The 11,760-nt window shown below is 64.9% G+C and carries 12 protein-coding genes; 5 read left to right on the plus strand and 7 right to left on the minus strand.

Translation table 11 applies throughout. The annotated features are described in order from the left end of the window. Window positions 1–53: 53 nt before the first annotated feature. Window positions 54–557, minus strand: coding sequence for an NUDIX hydrolase (locus ACQEVG_RS06660; protein WP_432978445.1), 504 nt, complete (start codon window positions 555–557; stop codon window positions 54–56). Between the two features lie 259 nt (window positions 558–816). Here ACQEVG_RS06660 and ACQEVG_RS06665 point away from each other — a divergent pair, with 259 nt between their 5' ends. Genes ACQEVG_RS06665 through ACQEVG_RS06680 form a run of 4 tightly spaced genes read left to right on the plus strand, consistent with a single transcriptional unit; the run spans window position 817 to window position 4,340 of the window. Continuing rightward, the gene (locus ACQEVG_RS06665) at window positions 817–1,701 is read left to right on the plus strand and encodes a class I SAM-dependent methyltransferase (RefSeq protein WP_432978448.1); all 885 of its coding nucleotides are present in this window, start codon (window positions 817–819) and stop codon (window positions 1,699–1,701) included. A gap of 25 nt (window positions 1,702–1,726) precedes the next feature. Then, a complete protein-coding gene (locus ACQEVG_RS06670) occupies window positions 1,727–3,400 on the plus strand; it encodes a hypothetical protein (RefSeq protein ID WP_432978451.1) in 1,674 nt (557 codons plus the stop codon). Window positions 3,401–3,417: 17 nt separating this feature from the next. Beyond that, complete coding sequence (locus ACQEVG_RS06675) at window positions 3,418–3,618, plus strand: hypothetical protein (RefSeq protein ID WP_158751384.1); 201 nt, start codon at window positions 3,418–3,420, stop codon at window positions 3,616–3,618. Next, on the plus strand, window positions 3,615–4,340 hold the full coding sequence (locus ACQEVG_RS06680) for a phytanoyl-CoA dioxygenase family protein (RefSeq protein ID WP_031477162.1): 726 nt from the start codon (window positions 3,615–3,617) through the stop codon (window positions 4,338–4,340). Before ACQEVG_RS06675 ends, ACQEVG_RS06680 begins: the two co-directional genes overlap by 4 nt. Before the next feature lie 122 nt (window positions 4,341–4,462). Here ACQEVG_RS06680 and ACQEVG_RS06685 read toward each other — a convergent pair whose 3' ends face one another. The 6 genes from ACQEVG_RS06685 to ACQEVG_RS06710 form a co-directional block, all read right to left on the minus strand. Beyond that, complete coding sequence (locus tag ACQEVG_RS06685) at window positions 4,463–5,362, minus strand: aminoglycoside phosphotransferase family protein (RefSeq protein ID WP_432978456.1); 900 nt, start codon at window positions 5,360–5,362, stop codon at window positions 4,463–4,465. 63 nt (window positions 5,363–5,425) lie between these two features. Continuing rightward, window positions 5,426–5,941, minus strand: coding sequence for a serine O-acetyltransferase (locus tag ACQEVG_RS06690; RefSeq protein ID WP_432978459.1), 516 nt, complete (start codon window positions 5,939–5,941; stop codon window positions 5,426–5,428). 273 nt (window positions 5,942–6,214) lie between these two features. Continuing rightward, entirely contained in the window at window positions 6,215–7,069 is an 855-nt protein-coding gene (locus tag ACQEVG_RS06695; protein WP_432978462.1) for a GNAT family N-acetyltransferase, read from the minus strand. Window positions 7,070–7,876: 807 nt separating this feature from the next. Then, window positions 7,877–8,440, minus strand: a complete 564-nt coding sequence (locus ACQEVG_RS06700; RefSeq protein WP_432978465.1) for a flavoprotein — start codon at window positions 8,438–8,440, stop codon at window positions 7,877–7,879. Further along, window positions 8,437–9,669 carry a helix-turn-helix domain-containing protein gene (locus tag ACQEVG_RS06705; RefSeq protein WP_432978468.1) on the minus strand — a complete coding sequence of 411 codons (1,233 nt, stop codon included), beginning with the start codon at window positions 9,667–9,669 and terminating at the stop codon, window positions 8,437–8,439. The genes ACQEVG_RS06700 and ACQEVG_RS06705 overlap by 4 nt, the downstream gene beginning before the upstream one ends. 241 nt (window positions 9,670–9,910) lie before the next feature. Continuing rightward, window positions 9,911–10,639 (minus strand): HAD family hydrolase, encoded by a 729-nt coding sequence (locus ACQEVG_RS06710; protein WP_432978471.1) that lies wholly within the window; start codon window positions 10,637–10,639, stop codon window positions 9,911–9,913. 715 nt (window positions 10,640–11,354) lie between these two features. On the opposite strand from ACQEVG_RS06710, the gene ACQEVG_RS06715 reads away from it, so the two are divergent. After that, window positions 11,355–11,549: a hypothetical protein gene (locus ACQEVG_RS06715; RefSeq protein ID WP_031477169.1), complete on the plus strand. Its 195-nt coding sequence runs from the start codon at window positions 11,355–11,357 to the stop codon at window positions 11,547–11,549. Window positions 11,550–11,760: the final 211 nt, after the last annotated feature.

An 11,760-nucleotide genomic window follows, 5' to 3' on the forward strand; every position in this document is an offset into this window, starting at 1 on the left:
TTGGTACGGCCTTGTCCGGACGACCTCAGAATTTTCCTTACTTCCAGCGAGCCCTACGCACGCCGCAGCGTCTGTCTTGCGGTGGACGGGTTCAGGCCGAAGACGCTGGTTGCTACTGAGCCAGCCACTTGAATCGGGCCATCCTCACTCCAGCCAAGCCTGTCGGCGACCTCAGAAATCGGGGACAGCAGCCTGTCCGGCAATCGGTGAGCCGTCGGGGCCACGCTCGTGCGGTGGAAAGTGGTGACCCTCGCAGCGAGGAACAACTCGGCATCGGGCAGTTCAGGGCTCTGACCCAAAACCTTCCAGTAACCGAGATAGATGGGCCTGGTAATGCTGACCCCGTACTTCTCCCGGCACTCCCTGGTCAAAGCGGCGAGGCAGTCAAATCCGTCCCACGTTGGGGCCCCTCCGGGCAATGTGCACTGAGCGCCCTCTTCACTCTCGTCGCCCAACAACACGCGGCCGGCACTGTCGAAACAGAAGCCGTAAATCTGGCGAACTCGCGTGTCGTCCGGCATTCGCCTAGGGAACCAGCGGCGCGTCAGCGTGGTCATGTTGTGCCTCTTCTCCCGGCCCAGCGAGATGTTCGGACTTGGACACGAGCACGTGAGAAGGCCACTTTCCTTCAAGCGGTGGCGCTTCCCTCTTCGGAAGTTGTTGATTCAACTCCTGCGAGCACCCGCTCTCAGGCCTGTTTGGCCCGGGCGGGTAACTTCCGACCGAGGATGACCTCATGGGGGTCTGACGTCTATTGCTGGAGTGATATCACCACTGTGATGCGCGAATCGTATGCCTCGGTGCTTCGATAACTGCATGACTGAGGCAGCAGGAGGACTCGCCCCCGAGCACCAGGACATGATGCGCGTCAACGAGTTGAACTGGGACGCGCGAACATCCGTCCACATCGCCAGTCGGTACTACGGCCTCGAGGAAGGGAAGACTCCCGACCCGTCCCGCTGGTTCGCCCCCTTCGAGTGGGTCGACCTCGGAGAGCTGAACGGCCTCGACGTGCTCCATCTGCAGTGCCACTTGGGCACTGAGACGATCGCCTTCACCCAACGTGGAGCCCGCACCGTCGGCCTGGACATCTCCGGCGACGCAATCACTGCGGCCCGGGACCTCGCTACTCGCGCCGCGATCCCCGTCGAGTACGTGCACGCCAACGTCTACGACGCCCCGCGCGTCTTCGAGGGCCGCCAGTTCGACATCATCTACACAGGTAAGGGCGCTCTGTACTATCTCCCAGACCTGGACGCCTGGGCCAAGGCAATCACGCAACTCCTGCGCCCCGGCGGCAAGCTCTACATCGCTGAATTCCATCCCCTCCTCAACGCTCTGCGCCCAAAGCCGCACAGAGGTGACGGCCCCGACCTCGTCGGTCACAACTACGAGGCCGAGGAGCTGGTGATCGGGCACGACTACTTGGCCAATGGCGCGATCCAGCGCGAGTCCACCCACACGTATACCGATGGTCCCGCCCTGGAGGGTTCCACGGAGTTCTTCGAGTGGATGCACGGGCTGGACGACGTGATCAACGCTGTGATCGGAGCCGGCCTGCGTGTCGAGGCCCTGCGTGAGACTCACCAGCTGCCTTGGCGCCGATGGCACCGGATGGAGTCCACTCCGGAGGGCTGGTGGCAGCTCCCGGCAAGCGAGCCCCGTATCCCGCTCTTGTACGCCGTACTCGCCCGCAGGTAGGCCCGCAGAGATTGGGAGGAGCCTCGTGAAGACCGTTGCGCTGCTGGTGAAGAACGGCATCGGCTTTGGCCATCTCAGGCGCGCTGTTCTGATCGCCGAGGCCATGCAGAAAAGGGGCCGTCTGAAGCCGGTGATCATCAGCCAGGCGAGTTCCCTGAGCCTCTTCAAGAACACTCCGGTGGACGTCGTCAACTTTCCGCTGCTGCACCGGGTTTCCTCGGCTGTCGCCGAGGATGCGTACACCGCGATCCTCGATCGGCTCTTGGACAAGCTCGACCCCGCCGTGGTGGTCGAGGACACCTACCCGGACCCGCGCTACCTTGGTCTTCCTTCTCTCGCCGACCGTCCGCGGCTACTGGTCATGCGCCGCCTCGACGGGGCCTCCTTCGACCACCTGCGCAGCCAGGGCAGGTTCGTGGCCTTCGACAAGGTCCTCATTGCCCAGAGCCGCGCAGACTTTGCCCTCGAGGGCCACAGCGGAGAATCCGCCGCCGCAGTCGAGTGGAGCGGCCGTTTCTCCTTCGTCGGTAACCTGAGCTACACGCCCACGCCTGAGGAGATCGCGCGAACGCGAGCCGAGTACGCACCTCACGGCGAGCCGCTGGTCGTCGTGAACGGCGGCGCGGGCGGCGACCAGATGCCCGACGGCTACGGGGACCGGCTCTTTAGCGCCTGTGCTCAGGTCGCGGAACGACTGCTCGCAACAGGCCACCGCGCCCGCTTCGTCTTCGTTACCGGCCCGTACTACGCCGGCAGGCCCCTGAGCGAAACAGCGAACGTCACGGTACGCCGCTACGAGCCGCGTCTGGCGGCGCTCCTTGCGGCAGCCCGCGTGGCAGTCATCAAGCCCGGGAACAACGCGCTCTCTGAGGCCCTGAGCGGGCAGGCCCACCTGGTGCTCGTGCCTGACGTGTCCTTCCTCGAAGGACTCGACGAACACGCTAGTCGAGTCGTCGACCAGTATGGTGGCGCAACCTCCACTGCCGACCCCGACGTACTTGAACAGCTGGTCCGGGAAGCTCTTGACCGCCTCCCGCGTACAGAGCGTCCCGAGGCGAACCACGAGGGGCTCTTCCAGACCTTGGAGGCCATCGAAGACTTGGCCCATCCTGTGAGGCCGAGGGTGCCGCAGCGTCAGCTCATGCTCGCGTTGACCTTCGGGGAGGGCCGCGATGTGGCGGGCCTCCGTGGCATGCTTCCGTTGCCGCTGAAGAATGTGCAGCTGCTCGACGGAACCTCGGCGGCTGATGCCGACGGCCTTGCTTCGGAGACCGTGTCACGCCCTCGCGACCGAGCGGGCATCGTGGCTCTGCCAGGGGTTGAGCCCCCGGCCGTTCCGCCTCAGGAGTTCATCGACCGCGGGGCCAGGTTGGCCATCACGCCGGGTCCCGTACCGCGGGCGATCACACGCTGGATTGAGCTCGCACCTGCGGTTCCTTCGTTGGGGGTGTTGGCCGCCGAACACATCGTGGCGCGCGAAGGAAGCCTCGACGCGAACCTCCGCCGAATAGCACGGACAGCCGCGCGCCAGGAAACCGCCTGCGCGATCTTGGATTTGTCCCACCTGGCCGATGACGACGACTCTGTCAAGCACTACCTGCAAGGGCTGGCGGAGTGGCTGGGTACACAGCCGGTCACGCTGCTCACCTCTGAAGAGGCCATCGCTCGCGTTGCCCAGCGCCTCCTGGAGCAGTCGTGAAGAAACCTGGAGCTTGCGTGGAACCCACTGTCGAACCGGAACTGGACCATGTCACCAGCTTTGACATCCGTCGGGCCGACAGCGATGTGGACGGGTTCGTTACCCAGGTATTGGGGCTCCTCGCGTCAGGCGTGACGCTCGTTGACGTCTCGCACCACGACCATCGTGGTACGGCCATCGAACTGCGAGCACAGTCGAGGAGGACATCGCAGCAATGACGCTCCCCGAGTATCCGGCCCACGTCTCGGCTGATGTGCGGGCGCAGGGCTATGCGATCTGGCCGGGCTTCCTCACAGGGCCGGCCACAGCGCGGCTCCAAGACCACGTGAACCGCCTCGTATCTGGAGTGCATGCGAATCACTACCCCAAGTCCACGCGAGTGTGGGACCTGTTCCGTCACGGTGAACCGTTCGTGGACCTGCTGGCCAACCCCGCTCTTACGGCCGTCTTGGACGAGCTTCTGGGCGAGCACCATCTCCTCTCCGACTTCAGTCTGAACGTCGTCCACCCGCAGCAGCCCGTCGATGGCTGGCACATCGACTATCCGTACAACGAGATGCCAGCACCCGTGTCGGGATCACTCCTGGGGCTGCAATGCGTGCTGCCGCTGAGTCCGTTCCATGCCGCCAATGGCGCGACTGAGCTGGTTCCCAGTTCTCACACAAGGAAGTCGCCGCCGGACCCACAGCAGATCAATGGCCAGGTGGTATTCGACGCCGAGCCTGGCTCCCTGCTGGTCATGGCAGCGGCAACGTGGCACCGTTCGGGCTTCAACGCCTCTCCCCATCCGCGATCGGCGATCCTTCTGAGCTTCGTGGAGAGGTGGGTCCGGCCGATGAGCGATCCTCCGGAAGAAGGCCCATGGGCCCGCACCGGGGCGCTGCGAACTCTCCTTGGAATGCAGCGTCCCCCGGAAACCATCAACGGGGTGCCTATCTAGACTAGAAGGGGCTGTGGAGGCCAGGGCTGCGCGGCGGATCGGGTCGCGGGGAATCAACCGCGTCCTATTGGTGCCGCGCATTCGGCATGATCCGCCAGAGGGGGCGCATCCGCAGCGGGAGCTCAGCTCAGGACTTCGGCGATCTGGTCAGTGATGTCCACGAGCCAAGCAGGGTCTCCATTCTGGCGACCCCATTGCGCGGACATCACTGCACGCGCCTGGGCCCAACGGGATACGCGCTCTCGGTCGAGTTCGGCGGCATCGGCAAAGATGTCGAGACGACGAAATAGCGCGGTCCTCAGGTCGCTGGCGGTGAGCAGATCATCAAAGTAGCCACGGAGTAGCTTGATGGCGTCATAAGCCGGATCGCCGACGTACCCCTTAGGATCGATCGCCAGCCAGGGTTCTCGCTCGGACCGCAGCACATTGGCATAGTGCAGGTCGCCGTGGACGAGCGTGTCTGGCTGATCGGGACCAAGTTCCTTCACGGTCGAAAGCGCAGCGTCGACTGCCCGTTGCGGCAGCGGGTGGCCCAACTCCTCTGCTCCCTCGCGGATTTCATCCAGCCACCACTGCTCGGCATGATCACGCAGTCGTGGCAGGCGAGGCGGAGCTGGCACAGCCAGTCGACGGACGAGGCGGCCTGCGGCGGCCACCGCCTCGTCAACGTCATCGAGATCAGCAAGGCTGGTCTGTTCTGCTCGCTCCAGCAACATGGCGAAGTTCGAGTCGTCACGCTCATGCAGCAAAACGGCTCCGTGTCCATCCCAGCAGGCAAGAGCGTGGGGCTCGTGGACAAGGCCGGGGTGCGGATGCGAGATCTTCAAGACGCCGGGGCTGCCATGGCGCAGCACGGGGACTACAAGGCCGACCTGTCCGTGCATTGCTGTAGCAGTTGGGGTGCAGCTCCAACGCTCGAGTAGCTCATCCACCAGAAGGGGCAGAGACGCAATCCAGACCCTGCTGCCTTCGCCCTCCCGGTCGATTGTGCTGCTTGTGAAGTCGTCCGGTATCTCGATCATCCAGCACCCTTGTAGGCCTGATCCGCTCTGCTCTGTCTGTCGTCTTCAAGTCGAACGGACAGGCTAGGTCGTCTTCACTCTCACGACCTGGGCGGGTACACCGACCACTGTGGCGCCGGCCGGAACATCATGGGTTACGACAGCTCCGGCTCCGATGTTCGCCCCTTGGCCGATGAGGAGGCTCTTCTCGAACGGGGTGATCACTACGGCGTTAGCCCCGATCATGACGTCGTCCTCGATGATGATGCGGTGCGGTGATCCTGCAGGGGCGCGCACGGACAATGTGACGTTCTGCCATATCCGCACACGTCTGCCGATAGTCACGTTGTCGTGAATGACTGTGCCGAGCCCATGATGTCCCAGGTACACATCAGGACTGATGTCCCCACCTGCGGCGAGCGAGTTGTGGTAGAGGAAGGAGTTGAACTGCTTTACTCGCTTCGCCATCCAACGGTGTCCCCGCCGCCGCAATGCGATAGAGCGCAGCCATAGCCATTCAGGAGTCATGGCAAATACCCCTTTGTCGTATCCTGAGAGATGGGAGTTGTAGTCCGTGGCCTCCAACAAGGGGCCGATCACACACTGCTCCACTGTGCAGAATTTGCGTCCGCGCGGGCCAGCGTACGGCCATGCACCCGGTACCGATATCACTGGCGTAATACGACATCGGCCAGAGCGAAGGAGGCCGCACACTGTGGCGTTCTTCGGTGAGGCGGCTGAACAACACGTGCCAGCACATGGTTGGAGGAACCGCCGCTGTTCCGCGTTGGGACGATGCTCTGCAGGCCATGCGAGCGCACTTTCAGGGTGGGATGGTGACGTCGAGGGTGGAGATCCTACGCGTCCGACTGATTAGAAGTCGTACAGCGCGAAGTCCGTCACGGGGCGATAGCCGATCCGCTGATACAGGCCGTTGCTCGTGAGGTTGGCCAAGTCCGCGAACAACAACACTTCGGCCGCGCCCGCCACCAGCGCCGCTCGGCTCGCCGCGACCGTCGCGGCACCCGCGTACCCGCGGCCGCGAAGGTGGGCTGGAGTGTAGACAGGAGCCACTCTGATCTGGCCAGCCACCATCGGTGTCACGCCCGCCATGGAGACAGGAGTGCCCTCCGGGGTCTCCCAGAATGTGACTCGTCCCTGGGCGATCCGAGTGTCGGCCCAGGAACCGGGGTCCGAGGTGACGACTCCTCCGACGGAGGCAGCGAACTCCCTGTACCAGGAGATCAGTTGATCACGGTCTCGCTCGCCAGCGAGCCTGGCCTGGCCCTCCGGTTGCGGTTCCGGAGGGTTGAGAGAGCCGAGGTGGTACAGCCGCTGGCGCTCATGGAGCATCGGCGTCACGCGGGTGTGTTGTTGCCAGGACTCGGCGAAGGCGGCGGCGGTGTCGCGGTCCGCGCTGACCCCGGGGATGGTGAGGCCGAGAGCGATCAGATGAGAGACAAGGGTGTCGGCCTCGTCAGTTGTGAGGGGGGTTAGGACCAGGCGGTGTGGCGGGGTGCGGAGGTAGGCCGCGAGGACCTCGCCCGTCCTCTCCAGGGTGCCGAAAATGGGGGCTTCGGTGCCGTAGGCATGCGGTCCTCGCGTACGCAGCGCCTCGGTCACCGTCAGAGGGATGGTGTGCAGGGCGGGGCGCGAGCGTAAGAAGTGCCCTGCACGCGCTAGGAAGCTCTCGACGTCGTTTGCGAGGTGCCAGTCATCTGGGCGCATGCCTGATGATCCCGCGCGTTCACTGGCTGCGCCCCTGATTTTCGGACGGTGCGAGGCCGCGGGGCGCGATCAGGACTCTGCCAGTCGCGCCTGCTCTCAGAAGTGATCGCGCAGGCATGGGGGAGATGGCGATACGCGGCTGAGCGAATGGAAGTCACTTGTTTCCGGACTTGCCTATGGCCGTAATATCGGGCCTGTGAGTTCGAGGGGGACTCTCAGGCCGGCGAGAAGTTGGACGATTCTGTCTACGTTTGTGAGGCGGCGTTCGCCTCTTTCAAGCATTGACAGGAATGACTGACTCAACCCAGTTAGCGTGACCATGTCATCCTGTCGCAGGGCTCCGAGGGTTCGCACCAACGTGCAGAGTCTCCCGAAGTCTCGCTCTGCCAGGGCTAACCGGACTTCTGGCACCTCCCAGACCTGCTCGGGCACGCAGCGGGAGGCCGGTGCGGTCACCTGCCGCCCTCGGAGACAGGCACTGCAGCAGTCCTCCCTGTTGTATCTGCTCAGTTGGCACGCACACTCGATGCAGCGGCGCGGACGCATGGCAGTCGCGGGTCCCTCAGCGGTGCGCAGCCCTGACACGGACATCCACTCCTTGGTGAACTGATACCGGTGGCGTTGCCCTCCGACAACCACAGCGAGCCGGTCAGCGTATGACCGTTCCCGTTCATGGCCGTACGCTGCCTCGCCAGCACAGTCGGTCGTTGGTCGGTGACGCCCTCAGAATGGCTCGGTGCAGAGCAAAGGACCCGGACAGTCTGTCCGGGTCCGACTCAGCGCCGCCTAACGGCTATTGACTAAGCATCAGACGATGGTCGTCTCCACCTGGTCTAGTACGGCTTCCCACGGGTACCGGCGCCCCGGCATCCCAGCCCGCGGCTCGGCGAGCGGCCACACCTCGTCCCCGTAGATCAACCGAACCCCCGTATCGTGCAGAGCCTTGATGTGCCCCTCCCACGCCGGGTGGCGAGCGTGCGCGGCATTCACCCGCGGCCAGACGACAACTGGAAGGTTGAGGGTCCCGATAGCCTCGTTGACCTGCGTCAACGCCTGGTTGTCCGAGATGCCCAAGGCGAGCTTGGCGACGGTGTTGGCGCTCGCGGGGGCAACGACGTAGCAGTCCACCGGAGGGTGTGGGCGCGAGTCACCAGGCATACGTGACTCAGTTCGTACGGGCAGGCCCGTCAGCTCCTCGATCCTGGCGGCCTCTCCGCTGGAACGGAGCCACTCACCTGCTGTCGGTGTGAGCGTAACCGCGACGGTCCAGCCGCGTTCGAGGGCGGGAACCACGAGTCCCGTATGCAGCTCCTCGACTCCGCCGGCGCCCGACCCTACGACGCCCAGCACCTTGCCCTGCATCAACGTCATTGCACCGCCCTGCACCGTTGGGCCATGGCCAGCAGCTCGGACGAGTGTCTGCCACCAGTGACCGGGGACTGCTTCCTCAGATCACGAAGAGTCTCTCGTACTCGCGGATTGTTCCGTACGAGCTGCGGCGATGTGCGCTCAGCCTCGCGCAGCTCGCTGAAGGCGTCGTCGACGCGTCCGCTGAGGCAAAGGGCGCGGGCGTAGTCGATGCGGTGGGACACTGCGCGTTCTGGCGGCATGTGGTCGACGTCGATGTTCCCGTGGTCGATGACGTACGGGATGTTCTCCAAGTCCAGCTCGATCGAGAGTCGGTGCAGTTCGACGTTCGTCGGGCCGAAGCAGGTCTGCCAGTAGTTCTCGTCGGAGCCGAGGCGATCGGCCAGCCTCGTCGCACGTTCGAGCAAAGTGCTGGCTGTGGGCCGGTCCTGGTGACGCGCTGCGGCTACAGCGGCACGCAGGTGAATCATGCCGAGCAGGCTCAGGGCGGCGGGATCGTCCTCGTCGACCTGGCGCGCGAGCCAGGCTGCGGCGGTGTCGCCCAGTTCGAGGGCGTCCACGTAACGCCCGTTGGCCAGGAGGGCATGAGTGCCGGAGCGTGCGGCGGAGGCGAGTGACAGTGGATCCTCGGACTCGTCGGCTGCCCGCATGGCGCGCTCGGCCGCGAGCCACGACAGGTCGGACTCACCCACTTTGGCAAGGGTGGTCGCCGCCAGATGATGCGTGCGAGCGGAGACCGCGAGGCCTCGTCGACGCTCATCGCCGGGCGGAAGGTCTTCGAGCTCCTGAGCCGTGCGGAGCAGACCAGGCAACGCGGCGATAACGTCCCCGAGAACGCCAGCCTGGTAGTCATCCCAGCTTCGTTCCACGAACGTCTGGGCCTGCTCTGGCCGGGGCAGCTGTCTGTCTGCCGTCGGCCCGAACAGCAGCTTGGAGAGCCGGCGAGGGTTCATCAGTGCATCACGAACGGCTGGCACGTCGTCCATGTGCCTGTCGTCGTCTTCCATGAGGAGGGGCTGCCCCATCAAGTCGCCCAGTGGTACGCGTAGCACGCGGGCGAGCTCGGCGAGCTTGTCGATCCGCGGAGGCTTCCGCGCACCCCGCTCGATCTTCGACAGCCAGTCGGTGCTGTGCCCGACGAGCCCTGCGAGCACAGGCTGCGTGTAGCCCCGGCGCTCGCGGTAGAACGCGATCCGCTCTCCGATGCTGAGGTGGTCCCCAAGACCCCGCATGTGCGCTGCCTCCCGGCTTTCGGTCTGCAATTCACGGTAGCGGCCGACCAGACCCCGGGATCAGGGAGTGATTCGGGTAGGTGGTGCCGGGGCTCAGCATCGGCTCTCGGGTCTGGAGCGTGCCGGACACTCTGTCCGGCTTCGAGAGGCTCGATCGATGCACCCACGGGTACGGGAGACCCGGGCACCGCTCTCGCCTACGGTGAAGTTGCCGGGCGAGTTGACGGCCAGGCGACTTCCCCTATTCAGGTCGAGCCGTCACCTTCTCAATGGAGGCTCGGAGCCTCGCGATGTCTTCCAGGCTGTCGAGGATGATGTCAGCCCCTGCCGCTGCAAGCTCGTCTCGTGTGGTCTTGCCCGAGGTGAGGCCGATGACCGAAGCGCCCCCCTCCAGGCCGGTGCGTACGTCTTCGAGGGAATCCCCGATGATCACCGTGTTGGCGCGGGTGAAGACCGCTCCGTGCTTGGCCTGAGCGCGTTTCTGCGCGATGCCAACGAGGGCAGGGCGGTGGTCGTCGTCAGAGGCGAACCCGCCGATGTCGGCGTCGAGGTAGCCGTCGAGGTCGAAGGCCGCGAGCTTCAGGAGAGCGTTTGGTTTGAGGTTGCCGGTAACGGCCGTAGGCATCCAGTGCTTGTGATCGCGCACGGCCTCGAGGGCAGCTACGGCTCCGGGCATGAGGACGCCTTGGCTGCGGAGATCCTCTGTGTGGGCGGCGAGACGCTTGGGCAGCAGTTCCACCATGCGTGGCAGCAGCTCCGGGACTGTCGTTTCCGGTACGCCGTTGTCCAGGAGTAGGGAGCGGATGGCGCGGGGCATAGTCACGCCCGTACCGCGCGCCGGCAGACGCTCGGCGGGACGGCCGACGACTGCGGCGAACGTCTCGCGGTACACCTGGCGGTCGATGTCTCCGACGTAGAGCAGCGTGCGATCGATGTCCCACAGGACCAGGGTCGGTTGGGCGCCGGTCACGCTCATTTCCTTACTCCCGTCACAGCGGCGGCACGGTCCACTAGGTCCCGAGCGTACGCAGCATCTCCTGTCGTCCGGAGGTCACCGAGCATCGTCTCGGCGTGCTCGTTCAAGCGGGCCGCAGCTGCTCGGCGAGATCCAGTGCCCTGTGCGGTGTTGCACGCTGCTTCAACGTCGCCTTGCCGGAGATGAGCGGACGCGGACCGGGACAGGGCCCGCGTGCGCTGGTCGGATGGGTTCAGTGATTCGTGCGCCTTCGTGAAGCTGGTGACGGCGCGCTGCGGCTCGCCCAGGTCGAGGTATCAGGCTGCCAGCCTGGCCGTGGATCTCGCCGTCGTTGATCGCAGCGTCGCGGCGACTACGCAAGCACTCCTGCCCTGATTGAACTCGGCCCTGCTGGCCCAACTTATCCCTGGTGGAACCGAGATCACTCCAGTGATATCACCTGGGCAATGTGCGCACCGCGCCTTTTCCCATCACTCTGGGGTCTCCCGTAGCACATGGCACCGGCGAACCGTCCGGGAACGGATCTTTATGACGCCTGCCTGATGCTCGCGCTGCGGGTTCAGCTGTCCCTGATCTCGGCCACCGGAGTCCAAGGTGTTTTCGGCCCTACGAGTACGGATGGATCAGCCCTTGCCACGGATGCCCCAGTGGGATCCGGCGGCGCAGCACCAATCAGGCCGTGGCAGGCACCTCCGCCTGGAGGCCCGTTGTGGTCGTTAGCTTCTCCGCCGTTGTGCTCCTGGGCGTAATCGTCTTCCTCCTCGTGAAGAAGGCGGGCCTGAACGTCGTGCACGGCATCGTGTGCATTCTGTTCGGCTTCTTCCTGGCTGGCAGTTCTGCTGCGCCGACGATCAGGGACGGCGTGCAGAGTGCGGTCGAACTGATCGCGAAGATCGACTTCTAGCCGACCGTCGGGGCACGGGCGAGCCAAAGGCTCCCGGGTCTCCCGGCGGCCCTCCAGCTTCAGCCTCTCGTTGCCCACGAGCGGAAGCCCCCCACCTGCCAAGGACTTCGATGTCGCTTATCGCTACTGCGGCCAATCGCCTCCCCTTCCACCGCATCCCGAGGGCCGGGGTTGCCCGTCTGTTTGGCAGCATTGCAGAGTCGGCGCTCCA

This window comes from Streptomyces sp. CA-135486 (assembly GCF_050936555.1).
Lineage (GTDB): Bacteria > Actinomycetota > Actinomycetes > Streptomycetales > Streptomycetaceae > Streptomyces.

Bases quoted from the DNA above. Each gene is read 5' to 3' on its own strand.
- ACQEVG_RS06660 (WP_432978445.1), bottom strand. From the start codon at position 557: ATGACCACGCTGACGCGCCGCTGGTTCCCTAGGCGAATGCCGGACGAC.
- ACQEVG_RS06665 (WP_432978448.1), top strand. From the start codon at position 817: ATGACTGAGGCAGCAGGAGGACTCGCCCCCGAGCACCAGGACATGATG.
- ACQEVG_RS06680 (WP_031477162.1), top strand. From the start codon at position 3,615: ATGACGCTCCCCGAGTATCCGGCCCACGTCTCGGCTGATGTGCGGGCG.
- ACQEVG_RS06685 (WP_432978456.1), bottom strand. From the start codon at position 5,362: ATGATCGAGATACCGGACGACTTCACAAGCAGCACAATCGACCGGGAG.
- ACQEVG_RS06695 (WP_432978462.1), bottom strand. From the start codon at position 7,069: ATGCGCCCAGATGACTGGCACCTCGCAAACGACGTCGAGAGCTTCCTA.
- ACQEVG_RS06700 (WP_432978465.1), bottom strand. From the start codon at position 8,440: ATGACGTTGATGCAGGGCAAGGTGCTGGGCGTCGTAGGGTCGGGCGCC.
- ACQEVG_RS06705 (WP_432978468.1), bottom strand. From the start codon at position 9,669: ATGCGGGGTCTTGGGGACCACCTCAGCATCGGAGAGCGGATCGCGTTC.